The organism is Vibrio sp. 1-1(7), from assembly GCF_013048485.1.
GTDB lineage: Bacteria > Pseudomonadota > Gammaproteobacteria > Enterobacterales > Vibrionaceae > Vibrio > Vibrio fujianensis.
The window spans coordinates 1-26,742 of record NZ_VHSP01000002.1 but is presented as its reverse complement, the minus strand read 5'-3'; the positions used below and the strand labels follow the sequence as shown (position 1 = coordinate 26,742).

Here is a 26,742-nt window from a genome sequence, read left to right as displayed (position 1 = left end):
GGTGTTGCTCATTAGCCTTGATAGCCAATATTGACTTGCATGATCTCTGCGATGGTTTGTGCCACTTGGGTATTGTCTTTAAAGCCTCCTAGTTTATCTGCCTGAACCCCGATAGCAGAGAGAGGCAGTTGTGTTGCGGTATGGGCATAAGATGTCCAATAAACCCCAGCACGTTTGGAAGTAATATGAGCCACCGCAATAGCCACGGGATCATAACCGCCATAAAGATTTTTGAGGTTAGGCGCTTTTTTATCAACGGCGTTCATTGCGGTTTCAATCAATGACTTTTCTTCATCGCTGAGTGTGCTTAAGTCAAATTGCGCGGCAATATGTTGGTAGAAAGCGGAGCGATTACCCTGATAGACGCCTTGTAGTTTGTCTTCGATAGACTCTTTCGCGTGGGTAACATTATCGAGAGTCATGAAATAATTTTTGCCGAACCCCATACCCATACCACCCGTTTCGTGATCGCCGGTCACAATCACTAACGTGTCATCTGGATTTTTGTGATAAAAATCGAGCGCTTTTTGTACTGCTTGATCAAAGGCAAGGGTATCGAAAATCGTGCCGGCAATATCATTGGCGTGTGAAGCATGGTCAATACGCCCTCCCTCGATCATAAGGAAAAAACCGTCTTTATTCTTTGCGAGGAGATCAATCCCTTTCTCTGTCATCTCCGCGAGTGATGGGAGGTGATTCGTTTTAATTCGATCAATTTCATAAGGCACATGTGAGGCGCTAAACGCGGCAAATACTTTATCGCCCGTTTTGGGGTGATAGCCGCGGAAACTCGCGACCGATTCACTACCGACAAAAGTTCGGTAATCATTTTTCTTCATCGTCGCAACCAGATCTTTACCATCTGTACGTTTAGAATTTTTACCTGCTACAAAGTGTCGATAACCGCCGCCAGCGAAATAAGTAATGCCGGAATTGGTATAGTCTTGCGCAATCTCATTTTCATTATCTCGACTGATATTTTTGGCAATAAACGCGGCAGGAGTGGCATGCGTAAGACGAGTGGTGGTAATTAGACCTGTGGCCATGCCTTTTTTTTGCGCGCCTTCGAGCAGGGAGGTAACTTTGGTGCCATTGGGTAACATGCCAATCATACCATTATCGGTTTTCATACCCGTGGCTAAAGCCGTTGCCGATGCCGCTGAGTCTGTGACTAGGGAATCGGCTGAGTGGGTTGTGTTTATTCCGGTAATCGGCAGGCTATTCATGGCTAACCGCGCATGTTTATTGCTTGTTTTCTCTTGCAGATAATACTCTGCGACTTGGCGTTGGGCTGTTGCCATGCCATCTCCAATCAGATAAATGACATGTTTGGGTGCATCGGCTAATACAGAGTTACTTAATAAGGTTAGTGCCGTGAGAGTGGCATAGTTAAACTTTGACATTGCGTTTATTTCCATGTTGTTAGTGTGGTTTCTGAAATAATACGCTAAGCGATAAAGATGACTGATTTCTTACAAAATAGTGTCATGGAAAATAGTCATGCCTAATGATTGATTAAGATCAATATCCAATCACTTCAACAGGTTTAGATGGCAACATTTAGTGAATAAGATCACGGGTAAAGTCAATTATGCTCAATTAAAAGAAAAGCGCTTCTTGAGAAGTTTGTAACATTACAGAGGTAGGTATGCGTGAATAAAACAGGTTATTGCTCAATTTAATCAAATACATATGTATCACCTATGTGTGTTAGGTGACATTTGACGGTCTTAAAACGAGAAAAGCCCTTGAAAAATCAAGGGCTTGAATGTGGCGGAGAGATAGGGATTTGAACCCTAGGATAGCTATTAACCATCGCCGGTTTTCAAGACCGGTGCTTTCAACCACTCAGCCATCCCTCCATTAGGTTTGCATCATATTGATTAGTATAAAGTTTGTAAAGTATTAATTGCAGTAGAGCGTTGTTTTGCTTGAAATTTGCACATTTCATTCGAGAATAGGTTGGTGTGGATTGTATTCAAATTTGTGATTTTATATAAATCTTGGTAGTCATTACTCTAAAGCGCGAGTGTCTAATAAAATAATGTTTTATTTATAACAATTTGATTTTTAAATTAAATTCTTGTTTTAGGATACACTTGTAAGCCATAAAGTGTTTGCGAATTATTGTGAAGTGTTTCAAAATTAGTCCATTAGCAGTGCTTCTTTGTTAAGAATGAGGTTTTGATGAAAGTTACCGATCTTTTAAAGCATCGAGCTGAGAATTTGGTTAAAAACACGGAATTTAAGCAATGGATGTCGCCAACGGTACGTGAGTATTGGGATGGTTTTTTAGATAGGGCTAACAGTCGTCAGCTTTTTTCATGGGTGAAAGAATTTCATCAACCCGCAAATGAAGAAGTTAATTTAGTTCCTGAAATTGAATTAAAACCAGAAGCACAAGCGCTTTACGATCAATTAACGAGTAAACTTGGTGAGGTGATTCACACGGGTGATTGGCTTATGGTTGATCAGCAGCGTATTAACCAATTTGGTGAGGTGACCGAGGATTTACAGTGGATTCATACTGATCCAGAGCGTGCTGCAGTAGAGTCTCCGTTTAAAACGACTATTGCTCATGGCTTTTTAACTCTAGCTCTATTACCCAAATTAACAGACAGCGTTGATGCAGATAAACCCTTATTTCCTACTGCTAAAATGGTGGTTAATATCGGGTTAAATTCAGTACGTTTTCCTTATCCGGTTAAGGCAGGTAATCGCCTACGTGCAGTGAGTACCCTGTCAAAAGTAACACCAGTCAGAAAAGGCTTAGAAATTGAGCGTGAAATAAAAGTGGAGATTGAAGGGGTTAGGCGGCCAGCTTGTATTGTGGTTTCTGTGATCCAACTACATTTTTAATCTGAATTGGGTAATTAGAAGGGGAGCTTTAGCTCCCCTTTATCGTATCAATTAGACAATCGCATACGGATCATAGACTCTTTTGTTTATTCGGGTAATACTCAGTGAAACGTAACGGCATCAGAGGAAATTATGGCGGTCATTAATCTACTACAACGTCAGATAGAAAAAAGGGCGGAATGGCTATGCCAAAGTCGGAATCAAAGCTTGCCAGTGGACTTAGGTAAATCGAGTTACGAACCTGTTGATAATGGTGTGCAGTTTATTTGGCATCATTATAAGCTTGATTCAAACCAATGTGATTACACAAGTGTTGTTGCCAGAGTGATTTGGGAAGAAGAACATAGTTTGTGGGCTTTGTATGTGCCGGCTGAACCGATTGGATCTGAGTACCAATGGATCCCTTACCCCTATTTATCAAAAAGTATTGATTTAACCGCACTGATCAGAGAAATTGAAAAAGATCCGAAATCGTATTTTTGGTCTTAAAGATTTCTATTTATTTCAAGTGTTGTGAATGGTATTGATGAACATAAAAACGGGTACCTTACTGTGCCCGTTTTTATGTTGGGAAACGTCGTTTTTTAATTAAGCTGCTGGAAAGGCGGCATCTCCTTCTTGTACAGATGGTGTATCAGCAAATACTTGAGTGGGTTTGGCTACAATACTGCGGGTGTCTTGATTGACTTCAGTCAGAACGACTTCTAGTGTGTCGCCTAAGCGGTAAATTAAGGCATTATCAATCATTACTGTTCCGTCTTCTCCATTGCAGACAATTCGCTGTTTATTATCAAGAATAAGCGCACCAGGAATAAAAGCCATCGCCCCATTTTCTAATAAACGAACACGCATACCTGAGCGATTAATATCAAAGATCTCGGCGAGAAAGCTGGTTTTTTTATTGGGTTCATCAGCCAATGTTCGGGCGTATAACCAGTCGGCTACATTTCTTTCAGCGATTTTGTGATGTTTACGATGGATTGCCAACTCTTCTCCCAAATTTTCATCAGGAAGTTGCTCTGGTGATTTTGCCAAAATGTGGGCTTTTAACATACGATGATTAACCATGTCACCATATTTACGGATCGGAGAGGTCCAAGTTGCATAAATTTCTAATCCCATCGCAAAGTGAGGTAATGGTTGATTGCCGATTTCACTATAGCTTTGGAATTTTCGCATTCGGTTATCAAGGTATGATGTCGGTTGTTTTGCTAACCAGCGACGTAAAGCCGCAAAACCTTCGAGAGTCGTTAGTGACGCTTCGTCAAAATCTGCGCCATGATTCTGAACTAAGGTGACCACATCAGCTATTTTATCGGTTTTAAAACCAGCGTGAGTATTAAATACGCCACAGCCAAATGTTGACTGCAATACTTGGCCTGCACAGATATTCGCGGTGATCATTGCTTCTTCTACGAGGCGATTAGCACTACGTCTTAGATCGGCATGAATAGCAATCACGTCGTTATCTTCGCTTAATTCAAAGCGGTAGTCTGGGCGGTCTGGGAAAACAACAGCTTGGGTTTCACGCCAAGCGGATCGTCGCTGAGAAAACTCATAAAGATCCCGCACAACTTGCGCGATTGTTTCATCGGGTTGCCAACAGGAATGGCCCGTCTCTAACCAATCAGACACTTGGTCGTAAATCAGGCGAGCCCGTGAACGAATATTTGCGGCAAAAAAGCGTATATCATCCTTGATGGTTCCGTCTTTATTGACAGTTAAAGTACAACAAAGTGCTGGGCGAATTTCATTTTCGATCAGAGAGCATAGGTTATCGGCTAACTCGCGGGGGAGCATCGGGATATTTCTTCCCGGTAAATAAATGGTGAAACCGCGCTCACGAGCAATTTTATCCATCGGATCATCTGCAGTAATATACGCAGTAGGATCGGCAATTGCGATGGTAACTTCAAACCCTCCGTCCTCGCATTTTTTGGCATACAAGGCATCATCCATATCTTTGGTTGACTCACCATCAATGGTGACAAATGGCAGAGATATCAGATCTATTCGTTGTAAATCACAATCGTCATTGAGTTGCCACTGTCTATTTCCAGTGGGCGCTGAATTTGGTAAATTATTTTCAGCTAACGTGACCCACCAAGGGGCAATTTTATCTTCAGCATCAGTGATTTTTTCGGTGATTTCGACAAAGAAACCATTATCACCTTTCAGTGGGTGGTGAATAAGGGTACCGACAACCCAGTCGCCTTCACCGATCTCTTCAGGATTGAGCCCTTTTTTTGTTTTCGCTTTTAAGGTGTGTTTTTTCAATTGTGGTTGATCTGGCGTAACATGGAGCTTCCCTTTTTGTCGCTTGGTTCGTCCAATAAATCGAGCAATAGCAGGTTCTAACAATTCTTGGGGCTCTGCGACTTCACGCTCATTTTCAGTGCGAATAATCGCAACCACTTTATCGCCATGTAGGCACTTTTTCATATAAGGTGGCGGTATGAAAAAGCTAGTTTTACTATCAACTTCGAGAAAACCATAACCTTTATCAGTCGCTTTAATCTGCCCTTCTTTTTTAGGGAGATTTTCTTGAATTTGTTGTTTAAGTTGAGCAAGCAGTGGATTGTCTTGAAACATATTTGATTGTAACCCTTATGATTCATAAAGTTGGATTAGGTTGTCTGGTACTTCCTAAACGCGATTCTGATCATGTTGAATAGGTGGCCTAGATTGGGGACGTTTTTGTGAAGCTATCATAGAATACATGGTACTTGGCAATGGGCGAAAAGTATAGCGCGCGTGACACTTCCCATGGTCGTGATGTCAGTTGGAGGCAGATAAGAGTCTAATAGACTGATGTTGTGATTCTTATCGTATGACGACGAACATTTCCTGCAATAGAGAAGAGGCATGAACTTTATTGATTTATCGGTAATTTGAACGGAATGTTCGATCGCTAGATTGCTTTTAAAGACGTGAACAACGATAGAAGTATGATTTCGTCATCAAGAGCGCAGTTTGTTATGTAGAAGGTATCTTTTGCCGACTTTAGGAAAAAATATGTGATGAAATTCAATTTTTTCTGGCTTTTTTTGTGCATTTAAGGAATAATCCGCGTCCCTTAGATGTCCCTAGTGGCTTGATGCTTTTTAATACTCATCCGCATCTGAACGGAATCAGCTCTTCTTTAGGATTGGTTGGAAAATGGTATAGCACGTGGGACCTTAGTTATTTTTTATTTTAGTGGGAACCCCATGCAAGAAACTGTCATTCAATTTAGTGACTTAGCACTAAACAGTGCCATCCTTTCCGCCCTAAACGAAATGGGCTTTGTTTCACCAACTCCAATCCAAGCTGCTGCCATTCCTTTTCTACTTGAAGGCCGAGATGCGTTAGGTAAAGCTCAAACCGGTACTGGTAAAACCGCCGCTTTCTCTTTGCCAGTATTAAACAAATTGGATCTTAATCAGTATAAACCTCAGGCTATTGTTATGGCTCCAACTCGTGAGTTGGCCATTCAAGTTGCTGCTGAAGTTAAAACACTGGGTCAAAATATCAAAGGCCTAAAGGTATTAGAAATTTACGGTGGCGCTTCCATCGTTGATCAAATGCGCGCTTTAAAAACCGGAGCTCATATCGTTGTGGGTACTCCTGGCCGAGTGAAAGACCTGATTACCCGTGAGCGTTTGCATCTTGATGAATGCCATACTTTCGTCTTGGATGAAGCCGATGAAATGCTCAAAATGGGTTTTGTCGACGACGTTACTTGGATCATGGAGCAATCGCCAGATACCGCTCAACGAGTACTTTTCTCGGCTACAATGCCACCAATGGTGAAAGACATTGTTGACCGCTTTTTGCGCAATCCAGCACGCGTTGACGTTGCAGGTTCAAACCAGACTGTTGCGAAAGTTGAGCAACAGTACTGGGTAGTAAAAGGTGTTGAAAAAGATGAAGCGATGGCGCGTCTACTGGAAACGGAAGAAACAGATGCATCTATCGTTTTTGTTCGTACGCGTCAAGATACTGAACGTCTAGCCGATTGGTTAAGTGCTCGAGGATTTAAAGCCGCTGCGTTACACGGTGATATTCCTCAATCTTTACGTGAGCGCACGGTTGATCATATCAAGCAAGGCGTGATTGATATTTTAGTCGCAACTGATGTTGTTGCACGTGGTCTTGATGTACCACGTATTACTCACGTGTTTAACTACGATATCCCATTTGATGTAGAATCTTATATCCACCGAATTGGTCGTACAGGACGTGCTGGACGTAAAGGTAAAGCGATTTTGTTAGTGCGTACTAACCAGATCCGTATGCTACGTACGATTGAACGTGTGACTCGCTCTTCAATGGAAGAAATTCAGCTTCCTCATCGTGATAAAGTCGCCGAATCTCGTTTAACAAAACTTGCGGTGGAACTTGAAGCTGATAAAGGTCAGGTTGCACTAGAAAAATTTGCAGAACTAGTCGAAAAACTGCAGAGCTCTTTAGAGATCGATGCGACAACGCTCGCTGCTATCTTACTGAAACGTCAACAAGGTAAGCGCCCGCTGTTCTATACCGGTGAAGACCCAATGATAGAAGCAATTGAGCGTGATAAATTACGTCGTCGTGAACGCCGTGATGGTGACCGTCGTGATGGTGCTGGTCGTCGTGAATTTGGTGGGCGTGACGGTGCTCGTAACGTTGATTGGGATACTTATCAATTACAAGTGGGGCGTGATCAAGGCGTTCAAGTAAAAGATATTGTTGGTGCATTGGCCAATGAATTGGGCTTAACCAAAGGTTCAATTGGTGCAATAAAATTGGCGCAAGGTCATACTTTTGTCCAGTTACCAAAAAGCATGTCAGCGGATGTGACTGGTAAACTTCGTAAATTACGTATTCGTCAAAAAGAAGTGGGTGCGGTTGTCTGTGATTTTGATGACTTCCGTGAATCTCGTGGTCGTCGCCCTGAAGGCAACCGAGATGGTGGTTACCGTGGCGGTCGTGGACGAGGTGATTCTTCTCGCCCTGCTCGTGATGGTGAACGTCGCTTTGACCGTAACCGTGGTGGTGACAATCGTGGAAACTTCCGTGGTGAACGTACAGGCGAACGTAGCCACAGCTCTCGTCGTCGTAGTGAAGCTTAACCGATAACGATCCAACAAAGCCCGTAGTTAAAACTACGGGCTTTGTTGTTTGAATAAGATTCTTTCTTTACATTACTCATGTGACCTAGGTACAATTCACGCCTGTTGATGATCCGGTATTCGTATTACCGAGTGAGCATCAATGGTTATTTTCCACATACTGAACACGTGTTGCTTGGTATGCAACACCACTGTAAGGATTTATCATGCCTATTATTACTCTTCCTGATGGTAGTCAACGTCAGTTTGATCACTCCATTTCTACTATGGATGTCGCTCTATCGATCGGCCCGGGTCTTGCAAAAGCAACTATTGCTGGTCGTGTTGATGGCGTTCGTGTTGATGCATGCGATTTAATTGAACATGACGCAAGCCTTGAAATCATCACCACAAAAGATGACATTGATGGATTAGAAATTGTTCGTCACTCTTGTGCCCATTTGCTAGGTCATGCTCTTAAGCAATTGTATCCAGAAGCAAAAATGGCAATTGGCCCAACGATTGATAACGGTTTTTACTACGACATTGATCTTGAACACTCTCTGTCACAAGATGATCTAGATATCATTGAAGCGCGGATGAAAGAGCTGGCGAAAACAAAATATCAAGTCGTTAAAAAGAAAGTCAGTTGGCAGGAAGCACGAGATACCTTTGAATCTCGAGGTGAACCTTATAAGATGGAAATCTTGGACGAAAATGTAGCCCGTGATGATCGTCCAGGGCTTTACCACCATGAAGAATATATTGATATGTGTCGTGGCCCTCACGTTCCAAATATGGGCTTTTGTCAGCACTTTAAATTGCTCAATGTCGCCGGTGCTTATTGGCGTGGCAACAGCGATAACAAAATGCTACAGCGTGTTTATGGCACCGCTTTTCACGACAAAAAAGCATTGCAAGCACACCTTACTCGATTAGAAGAAGCCGCTAAGCGCGATCATCGCAAAATTGGTAAACAACTTGATTTGTTTCATATGCAACAAGAAGCGCCCGGTATGGTGTTTTGGCATCATAATGGCTGGTCAATTTTCCGTGATCTAGAAGTTTTTATTCGTCATAAATTGAATGAATATGGCTACCAAGAAGTAAAAGGTCCTTTGATGATGGATCGCGTTTTATGGGAGCGTTCTGGACATTGGGATAAATATGCAGATGCCATGTTTACCACATCATCTGAAAATCGGGAATACGCGATTAAGCCGATGAACTGCCCCGGTCACGTACAAATTTTTAATCAGGGTTTGAAATCCTACCGTGATTTACCCTTACGCATGGCTGAATTTGGTTCGTGTCATCGTAACGAACCTTCTGGTTCATTACACGGTATTATGCGTGTACGTGGTTTCACTCAAGATGATGCACATATTTTTTGTACTGAAGATCAAATACAGCAAGAAGTCACTTCGTGTATCAAAATGGTGTATGATACCTATAATACTTTTGGTTTTGAGAATATCGCGGTGAAATTATCTACTCGACCTGAAAAACGGGTCGGTAGTGATGAAATTTGGGATAAATCAGAAGAAGCATTGAAACAATCACTCGAAGCCATGGGCATTGCTTATGAAATTCAAGGCGGTGAGGGGGCATTCTATGGCCCTAAAATTGAATTTACCTTATATGATTGCTTAGATCGTGCATGGCAATGTGGTACAGTTCAACTCGACTTTAACTTACCTTCTCGTCTTGGTGCTACTTACGTCGGCGAAAATAATGAACGTTTAGTGCCAGTTATGATTCACCGTGCTATTTTAGGCTCTCTTGAACGGTTTATCGGTATCCTCATTGAAGAATATGCAGGCTTTTTCCCAACATGGTTGGCTCCTGAGCAAGCTGTAGTTGTGAATATTACTGATAAACAAGCAGGATACGCTCAAGAAGTCGTACAAAAGCTACAAAAATGTGGTATTCGTGCGAAAGCGGACTTGAGAAATGAGAAGATAGGCTTTAAAATCCGCGAACACACTTTAAAACGTGTACCGTACATGCTGGTTTGTGGTGACCAAGAAATGGAAGCCGGTGAAATCGCAGTACGTACTCGAAAGGGCAAGGACTTAGGTAAATTTAAATTGGATGACTTTATTACACACATCCAAGCCGAAGTTTCTAGCCGTAAGCTTAATCTGGAGGAATAAACTATTAAAGGCGGAAGACGTGGCCAACAGCCGGCCAAACAAAACCAGCACCGTTTAAACGGTGAAATTCGTGGCGTTCGTGAAGTGCGTTTAACTGGCGCAGATGGTGAGTCCGTTGGTGTTGTATCGATCAGCGAAGCACTAGAAGCGGCCGTAGAAGCTGGTATGGATCTTGTAGAGATCAGCCCTAACGCCGAGCCACCAGTTTGTCGTGTGATGGACTATGGCAAGTTCCTCTTTGAAAAGAGTAAAGCTGCTAAAGAGCAGAAAAAGAAGCAAAAACAGATTCAGATTAAGGAAGTTAAATTCCGACCTGGAACTGATATTGGAGACTATCAGGTAAAACTACGCAACCTGACCCGTTTCCTAGAAGAAGGCAACAAAGTGAAAGTAACAATTCGCTTCCGTGGCCGAGAAATGGCACACCAAGATATCGGTGTCGATGTTCTTAATCGCTTGAAAGAAGACACAGCAGAACTTGCTGTTGTAGAATCTTTCCCTACGCGAATTGAAGGTCGTCAAATGATCATGGTGTTAGCCCCTAAGAAGAAGTAATTAGAGGCCTAGCAAGTGATAAACCTAGCTTTATATTGTAACAGCTAGGTTTTCCGCCTTAATTACATTGTTTATTAAACTACTACAATGCGGAGTTATTCATCATGCCTAAGATGAAAACCAACAGAGGTGCTGCTAAGCGTTTTAAGAAAACAGCTGGTGGTCTAAAGTTCAAGCACGCTACTAAACGTCACATTCTGACTAAGCGTACTACTAAGAACAAGCGTCAACTACGCCCTAACTCAATCCTTCCGAAATGTGAAGTGGCTGGTGTTATGCGCATGTTGCCATACGCTTAATTCTTTTTAGTTTAATTATCGTTTAGTTTAGGAGAGACATAATGCCTCGCGTAAAACGTGGTGTACAAGCTCGTGCACGTCATAAAAAAGTTCTAAAACAAGCTAAAGGTTACTATGGTGCACGTTCACGTGTTTACCGCGTAGCTTTCCAAGCTGTTACCAAAGCAGGTCAATACGCTTATCGTGACCGTCGCACTAAAAAGCGTCAGTTCCGTCAGCTGTGGATTGCGCGTATTAACGCTGCATCTCGTCAAAATGGTCTATCTTACAGCCGTTTCATTAACGGTCTTAAGAAAGCATCTATCGAGATCGATCGTAAGATCCTAGCCGACATCGCCGTATTTGACAAAGCAGCGTTTGCTGTGCTTGTTGAAAAAGCAAAAGCTGCTCTATAAATCCGAGCTGCTTAGTTTGAAGAAGGAGAGCTGATGCTCTCCTTTTTTATAGCCGTGATAAAGGGCTTAATACGCCGTTAGCACCTCGATCAATGACATGGGTATATATTTGTGTCGTGGTTACATCAGAATGACCGAGTTGCTCTTGAACTGTTCTGATATCTGCTCCTGACTCCAGAAGGTGAGTTGCAAATGAATGCCTGAGTGTATGACAAGATATTGTTTTTCCAATCTCAGCCGCTCGCACTGCTTTTTTTACTGCTCTTTGTAATGAAGATACATTGATATGCTGCCTTCTTAATAAGTTGCTTTCTCCATCTATCGATTGGCTATGTGATGGAAATAGGTAGTGCCAATGAAACTCAAATGGTGCAGTGGGGTATTTTTCTGCGAGCGAATGTGGCAACCAAACGCCGCCATAGCCTTTGGTTTGCATATCTTTATCATAATATCTTTTTGCTAATGCGATTTGTTCATGAAGTAAAGGGTAGAGTTCTTTTGCTAAAGTGACAGTTCTATTTTTACCGCCTTTACCATGCCAAACTCTTAATGCGCCATAGTCGAAATCGATATCTTGAATACGTAAGCGAATACATTCCATTAATCTGAGTCCAGATCCATACAGCAATTTGATCGGAAGTTGATATTTAGGATCGACGTGGTTGAAGAAACGTTTCACTTCATCTTTCGTCATAACAACAGGAAGCTTCCGGTCTAATTGAGATTTTTGAAATTTCATATCAATGGTTAATGGTTCTTTAATAATCTCGCGGTACAAGAAACTAAGTGCATTTAAAGCAAGGGCTTGGGTTTTAGTTGCTACTTTTTTATCTACGGCCAAATGGCTGAGGAAAAGCTCAACTTCACTTGACCCCATTTGGTTAGGATGGATTTTATTATGAAAAATAATGTACTTTGTGATCCAATGCAGATAAGCCTCAATGGTTTTATTGGCGTAATGTCTAGTTTGCATATATTCCTTTATGCTTAAAAGAAATTGTGATTTCATTCAAAATTCCATTTAACTGTTTTTATATACAGTAGTATTGGTTTGTTGTATCGTCAATAACTAAATGGCACTTTGCTATTTAATGAGAACTACCCCTCAGTTATTTTTTATAACTTTATGAATTTGTTGTGTATAGTGCTATTTTTATCACTGGCTTTTTGTAAAAAGATGGCGGTAGCGTGGAATAAATTAGGGCAATTTGCTGTATAAAAAGCGTTAGCCGACTTCTACCACCTTACTCATCAGTAAGTGTATACTTAGCCAAGTTTTACTTACATTGAAGAAGATCACCATGACAGCATTGACAGATAACATGTGGAATATGAAACCAAATATACCGTTGGCTAAACAACTTGCCAAAAGAGATGTACCAGCTTTGGTTTATGACGCTGTTAACCTCGAGGGTGTTGCAATGACTTTACCTGAGGTGCAAACCATTCTTGATGGGATCACCGTAGGTGGTCATCGAATTAGTGATCAAAATATGGCAATGAACCAAGCTCGAGCATGGGAGTTTATTTTTGGCTTAGTTGATCAAGGTGAGTTCCAATTTAATAAAGAAACCGCCTTAAAAATCCACAATATCGCAGGCAAAGAAGAAGCGTTGGAGTGGGGTAAATTTCGCTCTGGTTACGTTTCTATTACGGGTTCAGAGTATGAGCCTCCGGCTCCAGATGAGTTGGATGAAAAATGGCTTGAAGTTGAGAGTCAGGTGAATAGCGAATCTGATGTTTACGATCAAGCAATTACTGCATTTTTACAAATGGCACGCGCTCAATTTTTTTGGGATGTTAACAAACGTACGGGGCGGTTCATGATGAACGGTATTTTGTTAGCTAATGGTTTCCCTATCATTAATGTGCAAGCCAAGCGTCAACAAGAGTTTAATACGCTCATGCTTGACTTCTATTCTTCTAATGACATGAGAGCAATGAATAAGTTTTTACGCAGCTGTTTGGATGAAAAAATCATTCGTAATTTCAAGCTAGATCTGAAAATCGGCTAACAAACGCTTCAAGAGGGACTTCCAACGCGTGGCATTTTTATTATGCGTTGACTTTGGTGGTTTCAGTGTTATGCGGAAACTTGGTAGTAGCGTTGTCAGCCCCTTAAGCGGGCGTTATGTGCTTTTTTGTTAAACACACCTTCTCTTCTTATTTATCCCAAGAAATTCAGGTTGTTACATTCTCTCTGTCATGAATTTTATCGAATGTCGTTTGGCATAATATGCCCCCAAGACGCTGACTCTTAATCTAGACAGACCTGCATTTCTCGTAAGCAAAATCGTTGGGCTATTCAGTCTATCACCCTTACTTAAAGGGTTTGAGGATCCCGAAACTCTTACTGATGACCATTGTAAGAAACTCCGAATTAGGAACGTAAAGCGGTGTCAGCTCTCAATCGTAAGTTTCTAGAATTGAAAATATACCATAAAAGGTATTATTGTCAGGCACATAACAAACGCTTCAAGCGGGACTGTCAACGCGTAGCGTTTCCAGTCCCATTGAACCGAAGTGGTTACGGCTGTTGGTTTAAGCTGTGCGGTAGCGTTGCCAGCCCCTTAAGCGGGCGTTATATTAATGAAGGAGTATGTGAGACTTGAAAATCTTAGATTATGTCGACAGTTGGTTCGTCCATATGACTATTGCCGTTGTTTTTTCCTATGTCGCTTTGGCTTCTTCTGCTGATCCACTCATTAACCTAATTGACTCAGACTTCTATATCTATGCATTCTCAGATTTGTTGCCTGTAAACTCCGTAATCTTCAATATATCAATCGGCATATTGATTAGTTACATCTTCTACTTTTTAGTTGTGTTCCTTCCAAGCTTTAGGGCTAAGAGATTAGTAATGCCAGTACTAGTTAAAAGAATTAGCAAGATAGATGGCGCAGTTAGTAGAATGCTTAGTGATATTGGTAATTCAAGTGGAGTCATTCTTTCACCAGACTCTCTAAATTTTAATGACTTGGACTCTGCACTTTCGTCTGTTAACTCATATACAGTCCACTCAAGTTTTAAATACTATGTCCCAAAAGTTGTTAATGAACAATATTTATTTGGAGCAGATGGTAAAGTGGTTTTTACAGAATGCTGTGATACATTGGGTCATAGATTGGCACACGAGTGGTCAATCATAAAGTCTAGCAAAAATGAATTAATAAGCTTATACGGAGTGCTTCCAATTAAGTCTATAGCTGTTCTTGACTTAATTGATGATATAGGGTTCGATTTTGTTTTTCAAAATCACCATACGTTACACTCCTATAGTTCACAAAATATTTTTCAGCTTTATGAGTTTGTATCTAGGCTTAAACAGTCAATCACGAAATATTAATATAACAAAGCGTTCAAGAAGGACAGCCAACGCGTGGCATTTTCATTATGCGATGGTTTTTGTGCTTACAGTGTTGTGCGTTAAGTTGGTAGCTGCGTTGGCTGCCCCTTAACGCGGCGTTATGCTTAATCCATAAAAATCAGTAGTTTGTGGTTGTCGATTCCTTTGGCATTTCGTTCATGTTTTGTCGGCAATTCAATATTGTTTTTCGCTGCCTAATGAAGTGGCAATGTATCTGGCGCTGAAAAATCGCAGTGATTGCCTCATTGTGTTGTTGAGTCTGCGTGAGGTTAGTATTGTTGGCTCAAGTCGCTTTGAGCAGTTTGGTGCCTTTACTTACAGGCTTAAAGTCTGTCGGCAATTGAATATTGTTTTGCGCTGCCTAATGAAACGGCAATGTGTCTGTCGCTGTAAATTTCAGTGTTATTGCCTCATTGAGTTGTCGTGCCAATGCGTGGTGAGTGAGTTTGTCGGAGAGGGTTTCCACATTGGCCTAGTTGCTAAATGAAAGCCTGCATTGGTCAGTTCATAGGTAAAAAATGAGCCAGTTCTAATTCAAGATAATTCGAATTTTGGTCAATGATTTCAGTGAGTTATTCTTGGTTTGGTTAAAATGTAAAGTGTTGAAGCTTAAGCATAACAAACGCCTCAAGAGGGACTGTCAACGCGTGGCGTTTCCAGTCCCAATGAGCCGCGGTGGTTGCAGTTGTTGTGTTTGAGTTTAGTGGTAATGCGTTGTCAGCCCCTTAGGCGGGCGTTATGCTTAATCACCAAAAATCAGTGGTTTATGATTGTTCTTTGTTCCCTTGGCTTGTGAGTTTCGTGCTCGTCGGCAAATTGGCTTCAGCGGGCGCTGTTTTCTGGACATCCATTCTTGGTCGCTAAAAATGCTGAGAGTTGCCTCAGTCAATTTTCGGGCAAGCACGAGATTAGGCCAGTTGGCTCTATCAGCAACTTGATCTTAGGTTTTTTTCGTTTTAGCTGCCAAAGTTCAAAGTTTGATTTTCAAAATCATGAGTAATTTCAGTTTTTGGGTTTTGTTTGTGCAACAAAGCTGAGTTAATCTTGGTTCAGGTAAAGCGTAAGTCATTGAAGTTTAAGCATAACAAACGGTTCAAGAGGGACAGCCAACGCGTGGCATTTTTATCATGCGTTGGTTTTTGTGGTTACGGTGTTATGCGGAAGCTTGGTAATGGCGTTGGCTGCCCCTTAACCGGGCGTTATACGTTCCGATTAATTCAGAGAAAAATATGCATATTGAAATACCGACAACAAAATCTTTATATATTGAAATGTATTTCGGAGAAACTAAGTTGAGCTCTGGTACTGCGACATTAATATCTAAAGATAGAAGCTCTCACCTGACTCTTGTGACTAATCGTCACAATGTAACTGGTCGGCATCAAGAAACAGGCGATTGTTTGAGCAAATATGCTGCTGTTCCAGATGCAATCGTTATTCATTTTCACAAAAATGTTGATAATGAAGAAATTGGTCACAACTGGCTTAAGGTTCGACTGCCACTATATCGTGATGATGGCTCTCCATTTTGGATTGAACACCCTAGGTTAGGAGAAAAGGCTGATATTGTTGCACTGAATTTGAATTGGGGAAATGATGTTCACAAGTACCCATATTATCTTGAAACAGAATTGGATAGTGCCAACATGGTTTTGTCCCCGGCAGAGACAGTTAGCGTTATTGGCTTTCCTTTCGGGTTAACTTCATATGGTAAACTGCCCATATGGGCAACAGGATTTCTAGCGCAAGAACTCAGTCTAATTGATAAAGATAACCCTGTATTCCTAATTGACTGTAGAACACGTCAAGGACAATCTGGTTCACCTGTTATTGCATTTAGAACTTCAACTTATCGTACGAAAAATAGTGAAGGTCAAGAGGTTGCAAAGTTGTCAGGTACAAAAGCGTGGGAGTTTCTTGGAATCTACTCTGGTCGTGTTAACCCACAATCAGACCTAGGTATAGTTTGGCATGTATCAGCACTTCATGAATTGCTACAAGCCGCTGAAGATGATTATGTATCAAGGAAAAAAGCAGCAAATAGTTCGGAGAAAGAGAACGTATAACAAACAATTTAAGAGGGATTCCCAACGCTTGGCATTTTTGGTTCTACTTCAAATTAAGTGTTTATGGCACAATGCTTTAGGTTTGGGTGGTAGCGTTGCTCACCCCTTAATTGGGCGTTATGTGAATAGGAGATTCCAATGGACAAGGTAGTCAAAGATCGGTTTGATGAGTATCCGGAAAATGCTCGTGTTAGGTTAGAAGAGCTGCGAAATTTAGTCTTTCAAGTCGCATCTGAGTTGGAACTGGGTGAAGTCGATGAAACTCTAAAATGGGGTGAGCCAAGCTACAGTGTAAAAACGGGCAGTCCGTTAAGAATGGACTGGAAGCTTAAGTCTCCTAATAATTATTACCTATTCTTTAATTGCCAAACTAAGCTAGTCGATACATTTCGGGAGTTGTATGGTGACGAGTTGGTGTTTCAGGGAAATAGAGCAATAGTCCTGACCTTATCTAAACCGCTACCAGAAACGGTCATCAAGTCCTGTCTAGAGTTAGCTTTAACCTATCATCAGCGTAAAAACCTGCCTCTTTTGGGCGTGTGAAAAATTCACATAACAAACGCTTCAAGAGGGACAGCCAACGCGTGGCATTTTTACTATGCATTGGTTTTTGTGGTTACGGTGTTATGCAGAAGTTGGTAGTAGCGTTGTCTGCCCCTTAAGCGGGCGTTATGCCTCAGTTATACATAGGAAAGAAATATGGCAAATGAAGAGATACTCCGTAATGTACACGGAGAGGATGAAAAGCGTAAGAATAGAGAATATTACTTGGCATATGAAGAGTTAAATGAAAGGCAACATATGCTTCAGCAGCAAATTGCTCAGCAACAGGCTCTATTGCATGCACAAGAAAAAGAATTAAACGACAATCGGCAACGTTTGAAGCAAGAGCAAATGAGACACGAGAAGGAGCTCATGATTGAAGCTCGTGAGCGGGAAAGCATTTATGAGGAACGTGAAAGGGAGTTACTTTTACGGAGACAGAATTTAGAGGCTCAATTACGAGACCAGAAAAATGAATTAAATGCATTCATGGAGCATAAAGAAAAAGAAATTGCTGAAAAAGAGAATCGTCTAGAAATAGCGTATATTGAACTACAGCAGGAAAAAGAAAAATATACAGAAGAAAATAGAAAACAAATTGAGATTAAATCTCAAGATTATGTAATTACTGCTTTAACTGGTTTGGAATCAAAAGAAAATAGTTTTCACTGGCTAGCTAAGATGTGGTCTTTTATTGGTGCTATATCTATTGTATGTGGTGTCCTATTTATGGTTGTTTCGACATTTTATGGGCTGGAAAACTTTCATAATGTACAGATATTTAGTTGGACATACTTCCTTTATATTTTATTTAGAGGGTTAGTTGTCATTACAATGTTTATTGCACTTGCTCGCTATGCCTTTATTTTTAGCAATTCTTATATGCATGAATCGTTGAAAAATTCTGAGCGTAGGCATGCTATTAACTTTGGGAAGTTTTATTTAGAGGCATATGGTGCAAATGCTAGTTGGGATCAAGTAAAAGAAGCGTTTCAACATTGGAATATTAGTACAGATAGCGCATTTACAAAAAAGAACACTTCAGATTTCGATCCTAAAATGATGGAAAATATTATGGAATTAAGTAAAGCGTTATCAAAGAATGTGAATGGTAAAAAAGTCGATTTTGAGGCTGGGTCTAAGGCATAACAAACGCTTCAAGAGGGACTGCCAACGCGCGGCATTTTTACTATGCGTTGGTTTTGGTGATTACGGTGTTATGCGGTAAGTTGGTAGTAGCGTTGTCTGCCCCTTAAGCGGGCGTTATGCTTAATCACCAAAAATCAGTGGTTTATGATTGTTCTTTGTTCCCTTGGCTTGTGAGTTTTGTGTTTCTCGGCAAGTTGGCTTCAGTGGACGCGGTTTTCCGGACAATTATTCTTTGGCGCTGGAAATTCAGCGAATTGCCTCATTCAATTTTCGGGCAAGCACGAGGTTAGGGCGGTTGGCGCAATCAGTATTTTGAACACAGGTTGTGGGGCTTGAATTGCCGAAATTCAAAGTCAGTTTTTCAAATCTATGAGTCGTTTCAGTTTTTTAGGTCTTGGCTTTTGGTTGTGAATCAAAGCTGAGTTAATCTTGGTTTTGGTAAAACGTAAGTCATTGAAGCTTAAGCATAACAAACGCTTCAAGAGGGACAGCCAACGCGTGGCATTTTTATCATGCGTTGGTTTTTGTGATTACGATGTTATGCGGCAAGTTGGTAATGGCGTTGGCTGCCCCTTAAGCGGGCGTTATGTAACCGTAGAGAAAAGGCCGCAATGTATTGAAAATTAAAGTATTTTTATGATTTCTTCATTTTGAGTTTAGCTTCTGCTTTGCATGTTTTATTCTTTTAACTGATTGTTTTAATGAGTTATTTTTAAAGTTGTAAATCCAGTTTTATTCATATTAACTTAGTTTCCGTCTTCTTGTTCTTCGAGTTTTCAGTCTTTTCTCAATGGTTAAGTGAGTTTGCGATAAGTTTGGTGGCAGTCATTTTTTTTCTTTGAACTAGGGCTCGCAGTTTCGCCGTTGCCACGCAAATTCTACTGGGTTACAGCTAAATTTTCATGTGAATTAAATGGTATTTGGCAATGCTGTTCTTTGTAATGCTTTGAAATGGTTAGTAAAGTTACATAACAAAGCATTCAAGAGGGACAGTCAACGCTTGGCAGTTTTGGTTTGGTTTAGCATTTGAGGTTACGGCTGGCTAGTTTGAGTTTAGTTGTTTGCGTTGCCTGCCCCTTAATGCGGCGTTATGTGCTAGGGAAACAAATCAGGTTTGGTGATGAAAAGAATTAATGTAATAGGTACAAGTGGTAGTGGTAAAAGTACTTTCAGTCGTCAACTTGCTAATAAGCTCAAATACCCATACTTGGAAATGGATGCGATATTTTGGAAGCCAAATTGGCAAGAGTCTACAGATGACGAGTTCTTCGCAAATCTAACTGAGAGTCTAGGTGGCGAACAATGGGTGCTTGATGGCAACTATAACCGGACAGCCGAAATCAAATGGGCTAGGGCTGACACCATCATTTGGGTGGACTATTCCTTTTCTAGGACGCTATTCCAAGCTGTGAAACGAGCGTTAACTCGTATTGTGACTAAACAGGAACTTTGGGGTAAAGCAGGTAATGTCGAGTCATTCAAAAAGTCGTTTCTTAGCAAAGATTCGATTATTCTCTGGACGTTGAAAACGTATAAAACAAATCGTATTCGTTACAAAGAGTTACTGAATGACCCGAGGTACAGCCACATAAAATTCGTTAGGGTAACTAGCCCGAAAAAGGCTAGGGCGTTCATCGATGGGCTGCGCACATAACAAACGCTTCAAGAGGGACAGCCAACGCGTGGCATTTTTACTATGCGTTGGTTTTGGTGATTACAGTATTATGCGGAAAGTTGGTGGTGGCGTTGTCTGCCCCTTAAGCGGGCGTTATGTAACCGTAAAGAAAAAAGACCACAATGCATTGAAAAGTAAATATTTTTTATGATTGATCTAATTTCAATGTTGACTTTGTCTGAGCGAGTTTCATGCATGTTGATTTAACTTTCGGCTTCTTGTTCTTCGAGTTTTTTACTCTGGCTTCAATGGTAAAGCGAGTTTGCGATAAGCTTGGTGGCAGTCACTTTTTTCTTTGAACTAGGGCTCGCAGTTTCGTCGTTGCCACGCAAATTCTACTGGGTTACTGCTAACTTTTCATGTAAGTTAAACGATATTTGGCAATGTTGTTCTTTGTAATGCTTTGAAATGGTTAGCAAAGTTACATAACAAAGCATTCAAGAGGGACAGTCAACGCTTGGCAGTTTTGGTTTGGTTGAGCATTTAAGGTTACGGTTGGTTAATTTGAGCGCAGTTGTTTGCGTTGGCTGCCCCTTAATGCGGCGTTAGGTGAACAAATCGTTATCATCAGTATTTTTCGTTTAAAAGGAAATCAATTTTGTTTCTTAACTGATTATTTTCAGCTTCCAAGTTCTCTAGTTTTAATGTCGCTTTTGCTAACTCATTTTCCAGTGGTTTGAACGAGTTTCTAGTGTATATATTCGCGATTATTAACAGCCCAAAAACTACCCAGCCGTTGGAATAATACCAAATCAGCCCAAGCGCAGAAATCATCAGAATAGCGTCTATAATAGTTTGGAAATTTTCTTTTTTCATATGTCACCTGTTTGTAGTGCATTGATTATATGGGTAAATTAATACATTTGTGTGATAATGGTCACGCGTTGATGTTTCACCTAACAAAGTATTTAAGAAGGATTCGCAACGCTTGGCGAATTTCGTTTAAATTTAGCTTTAGTGTTTAAGGTAGTTTGTCGAAGCTGTGATGTATGGCGTCGCTCACCTCTTAATACGGCGTTATGTGATTGGAGGAAATATTATGAAAAATGCAGAAGAATTAGGATTTGAAACAGCGATTACATATTCAGTAATAAGTAATCATACTCCAGGGAAACCGATCGAGTATTCCGGTATCAATACAGGCGACTCTGTAACTCTTCAATATGATTCTGAGAGAATTACAGTAACATCTGTTAAAGAGATAGCTGCGAAAACATACCAAGGTAAAATTAGTGGGTTTGACCCAAGTATTAGCGTCGCGTTCAAGAGCTTGAAGCTGGGTGATGAAATTGAGTTTAATGAGCATCACGTGTTCAGTTGTACAAGAGTGTAGCGATAACTGTCAGTAATCACATAACAATCTGTTTAAGAATGATTCGCAACGCGTGGCATTTTTACTATGCGTTGCGTTTAGTGTTTAAGGTGGTATGCGGTGGCTTTTGGTATTGCGTTGCTCACACCTTAACAGGGCGTTAAGCGCTTTGGTGAAAATGAATAATAAGGTGGAAAATTGAAGTTAAAATTAACAAAACAGTGGCATCAAAAAAAAGAGTTGGCTAACTTGTTTTTTTTCGCTCAAAGATTAGACGAACTATTTTTTGATTATACACTCGATACGTATAAGCCACCGGCATTAAATTCCATCTTTTTATGTCGAGAAGCTATCAAGTTAATCAGTGACATCGAAGATGACCTAATTGATGAAGCAAATTTAACTCATGTGCTTGAAGAGTTAGCTTGGTCTATGGCGCAAGACCCTGTAGTAAAAGTGATGCTAACTGCTCCAGCCGAAAGTTTCATACTTCATGGAGATAGTGTGAAATTGTCGGACACTAAAGTAAGACTTGAGGTTTTAGAGCGTACATTAAACCCAGTTTATTACTTAGATATTTGTGAACTATTGCTTAAAGAGTCGATTGAAGAAGGTTCAAAGAAAAAAATAGATCGTGTAGCAAGATGCTATGCATCAACACTTATAAATATGGGTGTATCAAAACAACACTTATATGAGCAAACACAGAAGTTCTTCTTTTTCGGGGATGAAATAGAAGAATTAATAGAGATAGAAAATTTTTTCTATTCGGTATCTGTAACTTCCCATCACTACGAAATCTACTTCATTGTCTCTGATCTTATTAAACAAGTGGAAGAATCAATTCCTGTTTTTGGTCTTCAGGTGCTAGATGAGCTCCCTGATGATGTTGTAGAAGTTGCAAAAAATAATGGATTGCATCCTAGTGATAATGAAGTCTGGGTCGAAGTAAAAGGAATAGAAACTTATGATAGACATGCTGCCAGAATAAAAGCTGAAAAAAGCCTAGATATGGTCAGAGACCTGTTCTTACTTTTCTCGCATAAAAATAGAATTGTCTGGAGAGATGAAAGTATCATAACGCAATGTTGTGACGAAACCCCTATGTTGATCCGAAAGCCCAAAAATTCAATGGAAAAATGCTTTGACCTACGTGCTAAAGATGCCTCAGCCCGAATGAATGCAATGATTAAAAATATGGGGTTAGAAGGAAATTCTTTTATTAAATTCCATGGAGTTGTGGACCTACATGCAATTGGAACGACAAATGACTTACCTGAAAATCAACTATTGAATGTATGGATAGCACTTGAGACCCTCGTTCCATCGCAAGTGCACGGTGGAGGTAAAATTGTTAAAGTCAGTAATGGGATTATGCCTATACTTTTGAGGAACTATATTCCTAGGTTAGTTGAAAGACTTGCAGCAGACTTGCTTCGTTGGGATAGAAAGAAAACGAGTAGAATCCTTAGAAATATTAATAGCCCTGAAGACAAGGGGCTCTATCAGAAAGTACTTGAACTCATAGCATTTCCTGAAAACAATAGTGTTCTAACATCACTCTATGCTGAGTTAGGAGATTTTCACTTGCTACGTAACCGAACGTTCGAGTTAGCAGATATGTTTAAAAAACCAGAAAATTTAGTTAAGCGAATTTCTTTACACGAAAAGAAAGTTGCGTGGCAATTACGAAGAATCTACCGAACAAGAAACTTAATTGTTCATTCTGGTAGTTCCATATCATACATTGAAACACTAATTGAAAATGCTCACGATTACTTAGACCAAACAATGAGTTCAATTCTCGATTATACGTGTGGAATGCTTGATGCAAGTACTTTGGAGCAAGCCTTTGACATGGCAAAAATTGATTACGAAGTTTATCTTAAGGAACTAAAATCTTCGGATAAATTTAGCGCTGATAATATATGGCTTGGGTTGTCTTAAGACGCGCTTAACAAAGCATTTAAGATTGATTCCCAACGCTTGGCATTTTTCATTCCATCGTTGGGTTTTGTGTTTACGGTGGTAAGGTGAAGTTTTGTGGTAGCGTTGCTCACACCTTAATGCGGCGTTATGTTTACTTGTATTTCAGTGGCTTAAAGTTTCTTCTATCTCTGTTCTTTGTCCCTTTGGCAGTTCGTCCGAGTTACTTCAGCAAATCGGCATTGTCGGCCCAAGTTCATGAATTACTCAGCCCGTAAAACATGCCAATATTCGTGGGTTGCTTCATTTTCAGGTCGTGGTGGCTGTGTTTTGTGTCACTGGCTCTAAGTCGCTTTGAGTGTATTTGCTAATTGGCATATCGGCTTGGCAGTTGCCTCGGCAATTTGCCATTGTTTTGCGCTGTGGTTGGAAAGAGAGGGCGCTTGTTGAGGCGAAGTCGGGTTGCCTCATTGGGCAGGGAAGTGGACTTACGCGTTTTATGTTCCGTTCATCTGGCGGCCAAGTGAGTTTTGTCGTGTGATTAGGCCCAGAAAATCCGGTTAAGAATGCAGTTCTTTGCCAAATAAATCAGTCATTTGTGGTAAAACATAACAAACAATTCAAGCTGATTCGCAACGCTCGGCGCTTTCGGTTTCAATTTGTTTAGTGATTACGGTGAAGTGTTTGAGTAAGGTGGCAGCGTTGCTCACAACTTAATTGGGCGTTATGTAACCGTAGAGAAAAAGACGCAATGTATTGAAATTTAAAGTGTATTTATTTTTAAGTGTGTTTTTAATTTGCATGTTGTATTGCTTTAACTGGTTGTTTTAATTGGTTATTTTTTGTAGTTTATAAATCCAGTTTTATTCATATTGGTTTAGTTTTCGTCTTCTTGTTCTTCGAGTTTTTACTCTGGCTTCAATGGTAAAGCGAGTTTGCGATAAGTTTGGTGGCAGTCATTTTTTTCTTTGAACTAGGGCTCGCAGTTTCGTCGTTGCCACGCAAATTCTACTGGGTTACTGCTAATTTTTCATGTAAGTTAAACGGTATTTGGTAATATTGTTCTTTGTAATGCTTTGAAATAGTTAGCAAAGTTACATAACAAAGCATTCAAGAGGGACAGTCAACGCTTGGCAGTTTTGGTTTGGTTGGCATTTGAGGTTACGGCTGGCTAGTTTGAGTTTAGTTGTTTACGTTGCCTGCCCCTTAATGCGGCGTTATGTAACCGTAAAGAAAAAAGACCACAATGCATTGAAAAGTAGATGTTTTTTATGATTTATCTAATTTCAATGTCGATTTTCTCTGAGTGGGTTTTGTGCATGTTGATTTAGCTTTTGGCTTCTTTGTTCTTCGAGTTTTCCGTTTTTTCTTAATGGTAAAGTGGGTTTGCGATAAGTTTAGTGGTAGTCATTTTTTCTTTGAACTAGGGCTCGCAGTTTCGTCGTTGTCACGCAAATTCTACTGGGTTACTGCTAACTTTTCATGTAAGTTAAACGATATTTGGCAATGTTTTTCTTTGTAATGCTTTGAAATTGTTAGTAAAGTTACATAACAAAGCATTCAAGAGGGACAGTCAACGCTTGGCAGTTTTGGTTTGGTTGAACATTTGAGGTTACGGCTGGCTAGTTTGAGCGCCGTTGTTTGCGTTGCCTGCCCCTTAATGCGGCGTTATAACCTTAGAGGGCGAAATGGAACTTAGAGCATTTGAAAAAGAAGACCATGACTTGCTTATCGGGTGGATTGACTCGGATAAATTGAATTATCAATGGGGTGGCCCAAACTTTGAGTTCCCATTGGATTCAGTGCAAATTTCTAAACATTGCTCTCAAGCGCAAGTGTTTCCCTTTATCTTCGTTGTTGCAGGTCAGAGTGCTGGTTATGTTGAACTATTCAAAGTTTCAGCTTCACACTTTAGAATTTGCCGCGTATTTGTTTCGGAAAGCTTTCGTGGAAAGGGCATTTCAAAGCTCATGCTTGGTCAGTTAGTCGAGCTAGCAAAAGGAAAATACAGCGCTAGCTTACTATCATTAGCCGTATTTGAACGAAACATAGTTGCGATAAATTGCTATGAGTCTCTTGGTTTTACCGTGACGTCGCATGAAAATGGCTCTCGTTCTTTCGACGGTGAGGTTTGGGGTCTTTTACGCATGGAAAAACGGTTATAACAAAGCGTTTAAGGCAGATTCGCAACGCGTGGCATTTTTGGTTTTTTTCAGCTTAAGTGTTTATGGCACAATAGTTTAGGTTTCGTGGTGGCGTTGCTCACTACTTAACGCGGCGTTAGGCTACTCAGGAGATTTGAACTTGAAAACGGTTTTTGTTTGTCTAACCATGCTGTTTGTTTCTTTGTTTGTATATGCAGCAAATGTTCCTAGTTTGCAAGGACATTATGAGCGATATTATAATGGTCAATTAGATACTAACGCTGCCTTTATTGATTTAACTAGGGTGGATTCGAGCGAATACAAACTCTCAGGGACATCGGTTTGGGTTGGTGATTCTTCCTCTGGCTTTATAAATATTGGAGAAATCGATGGTGTCGTAACCTTTAATGGAAATCAAATAAATTATGATGTCGACGGTTGTACTCTTAAAATTTTATTAAACCAGAATATACTCGTAGTCAGCAACGATAATGGATGTGGTGGGTTAAATGTTTCCTTCAATGGTACATACGTGAAAGAACAGTAGAATCAATAGCCTAACAAAGCATTCAAGAGGGACAGTCAACGCTTGGCAGTTTTGGTTTGGTTGAGCATTTAAGGTTACGGTTGGTTAATTTGAGCGCAGTTGTTTGCGTTGCCTGCCCCTTAATGCGGCGTTATGTAACCGTAGAGAAAAAGACCGCAATGTATTGAAAAATAAATGTTTTTTATGATTGATCTAATTTCAATTTCGACTTTCTTTAAGTTAGTTTCGTGCATGTTGATTTAACTTTCGGCTTCTTGTTCTTCGAGTTTTTACTCTGGCTTCAATGGTAAAGCGAGTTTGCGATAAGCTTGGTGGAAGTCACTTTTTTCTTTGAACTAGGGCTCGCAGTTTCGTTGTTGCCACGTAAATTCTACTGGGTTACTGCTAACTTTTCATGTAAGTTAAACGATATTTGGCAATGTTGTTCTTTGTAATGTTTTGAAATGGTTAGGAAAGTTACATAACAAAGCATTCAAGAGGGACAGTCAACGCTTGGCAGTTTTGGTTTGTTTGGCATTTGAGGTTACGGTTGGTTAGTTTGAGCGCAGTTGTTTGCGTTGCCTGCCCCTTAATGCGGCGTTATGATGACTTTAAATTTACCTTATGAGGTTTTTAAATGGGCTGCTTTCGGCATTTTCAAGAACCAGCGATCTGTATATGTAAAAATTGCGGTGTAT

22 protein-coding genes and 1 tRNA gene are annotated in these 26,742 nt (G+C 40.4%); 18 read left to right on the top strand and 5 right to left on the bottom strand.

The genetic code is table 11. The features are described 5' to 3' along the window. Positions 1-11: 11 nt before the first annotated feature. Both FKN05_RS08200 and FKN05_RS08195 read right to left on the bottom strand, forming a co-directional pair. Entirely contained in the window at positions 12-1,403 is a 1,392-nt protein-coding gene (locus tag FKN05_RS08200) for an alkaline phosphatase (RefSeq protein WP_170887269.1), read from the bottom strand. A gap of 368 nt (positions 1,404-1,771) precedes the next feature. Continuing rightward, a tRNA-Ser gene (locus FKN05_RS08195) sits at positions 1,772-1,862 on the bottom strand. A gap of 325 nt (positions 1,863-2,187) precedes the next feature. Here FKN05_RS08195 and FKN05_RS08190 point away from each other — a divergent pair. Both FKN05_RS08190 and FKN05_RS08185 read left to right on the top strand, forming a co-directional pair. Beyond that, a complete protein-coding gene (locus FKN05_RS08190; protein WP_099610050.1) occupies positions 2,188-2,859 on the top strand; it encodes a MaoC family dehydratase in 672 nt (223 codons plus the stop codon). A 132-nt stretch (positions 2,860-2,991) separates the two neighbouring features. After that, positions 2,992-3,348, top strand: a complete 357-nt coding sequence (locus FKN05_RS08185; protein WP_099610049.1) for a DUF3024 domain-containing protein — start codon at positions 2,992-2,994, stop codon at positions 3,346-3,348. Positions 3,349-3,447: 99 nt separating this feature from the next. Here the strand turns inward: FKN05_RS08185 and rnb are convergent, their stop codons facing one another. Next, positions 3,448-5,451: an exoribonuclease II gene (gene rnb / locus FKN05_RS08180; protein ID WP_170887268.1), complete on the bottom strand. Its 2,004-nt coding sequence runs from the start codon at positions 5,449-5,451 to the stop codon at positions 3,448-3,450. A gap of 617 nt (positions 5,452-6,068) precedes the next feature. On the opposite strand from rnb, the gene FKN05_RS08175 reads away from it, so the two are divergent. The 5 genes from FKN05_RS08175 to rplT all read left to right on the top strand — a co-directional run bounded on the left by FKN05_RS08175 (position 6,069) and on the right by rplT (position 11,336). Then, on the top strand, positions 6,069-7,952 hold the full coding sequence (locus FKN05_RS08175) for a DEAD/DEAH box helicase (RefSeq protein WP_099610047.1): 1,884 nt from the start codon (positions 6,069-6,071) through the stop codon (positions 7,950-7,952). Between the two features lie 206 nt (positions 7,953-8,158). Beyond that, a complete protein-coding gene (gene thrS / locus FKN05_RS08170; RefSeq protein ID WP_170887267.1) occupies positions 8,159-10,087 on the top strand; it encodes a threonine--tRNA ligase in 1,929 nt (642 codons plus the stop codon). Positions 10,088-10,090: 3 nt separating this feature from the next. Further along, on the top strand, positions 10,091-10,642 hold the full coding sequence (infC, locus tag FKN05_RS08165; RefSeq protein ID WP_099610045.1) for a translation initiation factor IF-3: 552 nt from the start codon (positions 10,091-10,093) through the stop codon (positions 10,640-10,642). Between the two features lie 104 nt (positions 10,643-10,746). After that, on the top strand, positions 10,747-10,941 hold the full coding sequence (gene rpmI, locus FKN05_RS08160; RefSeq protein ID WP_099610044.1) for a 50S ribosomal protein L35: 195 nt from the start codon (positions 10,747-10,749) through the stop codon (positions 10,939-10,941). A 41-nt stretch (positions 10,942-10,982) separates the two neighbouring features. After that, complete coding sequence (gene rplT / locus FKN05_RS08155) at positions 10,983-11,336, top strand: 50S ribosomal protein L20 (RefSeq protein ID WP_040992521.1); 354 nt, start codon at positions 10,983-10,985, stop codon at positions 11,334-11,336. Positions 11,337-11,382: 46 nt separating this feature from the next. Here rplT and FKN05_RS08150 read toward each other — a convergent pair whose 3' ends face one another. Continuing rightward, the gene (locus FKN05_RS08150) at positions 11,383-12,345 is read right to left on the bottom strand and encodes an integron integrase (protein ID WP_099610043.1); all 963 of its coding nucleotides are present in this window, start codon (positions 12,343-12,345) and stop codon (positions 11,383-11,385) included. Positions 12,346-12,637: 292 nt separating this feature from the next. On the opposite strand from FKN05_RS08150, the gene FKN05_RS08145 reads away from it, so the two are divergent. The 7 genes from FKN05_RS08145 (at position 12,638) to FKN05_RS08095 (ending at position 20,115) form a co-directional block, all read left to right on the top strand. Continuing rightward, positions 12,638-13,351 (top strand): Fic family protein, encoded by a 714-nt coding sequence (locus FKN05_RS08145; RefSeq protein ID WP_170887266.1) that lies wholly within the window; start codon positions 12,638-12,640, stop codon positions 13,349-13,351. Between the two features lie 845 nt (positions 13,352-14,196). After that, on the top strand, positions 14,197-14,682 hold the full coding sequence (locus FKN05_RS08135) for a hypothetical protein (RefSeq protein ID WP_170887265.1): 486 nt from the start codon (positions 14,197-14,199) through the stop codon (positions 14,680-14,682). 229 nt (positions 14,683-14,911) lie between these two features. After that, positions 14,912-15,190 carry a DUF3709 domain-containing protein gene (locus FKN05_RS08130; RefSeq protein WP_170887539.1) on the top strand — a complete coding sequence of 93 codons (279 nt, stop codon included), beginning with the start codon at positions 14,912-14,914 and terminating at the stop codon, positions 15,188-15,190. Between the two features lie 742 nt (positions 15,191-15,932). Further along, entirely contained in the window at positions 15,933-16,769 is an 837-nt protein-coding gene (locus FKN05_RS08120; RefSeq protein WP_103197569.1) for a trypsin-like serine peptidase, read from the top strand. Positions 16,770-16,907: 138 nt separating this feature from the next. Beyond that, the gene (locus tag FKN05_RS08115) at positions 16,908-17,312 is read left to right on the top strand and encodes a DUF1801 domain-containing protein (RefSeq protein ID WP_088733275.1); all 405 of its coding nucleotides are present in this window, start codon (positions 16,908-16,910) and stop codon (positions 17,310-17,312) included. A 156-nt stretch (positions 17,313-17,468) separates the two neighbouring features. Beyond that, the gene (locus FKN05_RS08105) at positions 17,469-18,461 is read left to right on the top strand and encodes an AAA family ATPase (RefSeq protein WP_170887264.1); all 993 of its coding nucleotides are present in this window, start codon (positions 17,469-17,471) and stop codon (positions 18,459-18,461) included. 1,120 nt (positions 18,462-19,581) lie between these two features. Further along, positions 19,582-20,115 carry a shikimate kinase gene (locus FKN05_RS08095; RefSeq protein ID WP_170887263.1) on the top strand — a complete coding sequence of 178 codons (534 nt, stop codon included), beginning with the start codon at positions 19,582-19,584 and terminating at the stop codon, positions 20,113-20,115. Positions 20,116-20,703: 588 nt separating this feature from the next. Here the strand turns inward: FKN05_RS08095 and FKN05_RS08085 are convergent. Further along, positions 20,704-20,952 carry a hypothetical protein gene (locus FKN05_RS08085; protein WP_170887262.1) on the bottom strand — a complete coding sequence of 83 codons (249 nt, stop codon included), beginning with the start codon at positions 20,950-20,952 and terminating at the stop codon, positions 20,704-20,706. Between the two features lie 223 nt (positions 20,953-21,175). Here FKN05_RS08085 and FKN05_RS08080 point away from each other — a divergent pair, with 223 nt between their 5' ends. The 4 genes from FKN05_RS08080 (at position 21,176) to FKN05_RS08060 (ending at position 26,065) form a co-directional block, all read left to right on the top strand. After that, positions 21,176-21,469 (top strand): hypothetical protein, encoded by a 294-nt coding sequence (locus FKN05_RS08080; protein WP_113621959.1) that lies wholly within the window; start codon positions 21,176-21,178, stop codon positions 21,467-21,469. Positions 21,470-21,646: 177 nt separating this feature from the next. Beyond that, on the top strand, positions 21,647-23,395 hold the full coding sequence (locus FKN05_RS08070) for a hypothetical protein (protein ID WP_170887261.1): 1,749 nt from the start codon (positions 21,647-21,649) through the stop codon (positions 23,393-23,395). A gap of 1,667 nt (positions 23,396-25,062) precedes the next feature. Then, on the top strand, positions 25,063-25,539 hold the full coding sequence (locus tag FKN05_RS08065) for a GNAT family N-acetyltransferase (RefSeq protein WP_170887260.1): 477 nt from the start codon (positions 25,063-25,065) through the stop codon (positions 25,537-25,539). A gap of 139 nt (positions 25,540-25,678) precedes the next feature. Continuing rightward, on the top strand, positions 25,679-26,065 hold the full coding sequence (locus FKN05_RS08060) for a hypothetical protein (RefSeq protein WP_099609979.1): 387 nt from the start codon (positions 25,679-25,681) through the stop codon (positions 26,063-26,065). The last annotated feature ends 677 nt before the right edge of the window (positions 26,066-26,742 follow it).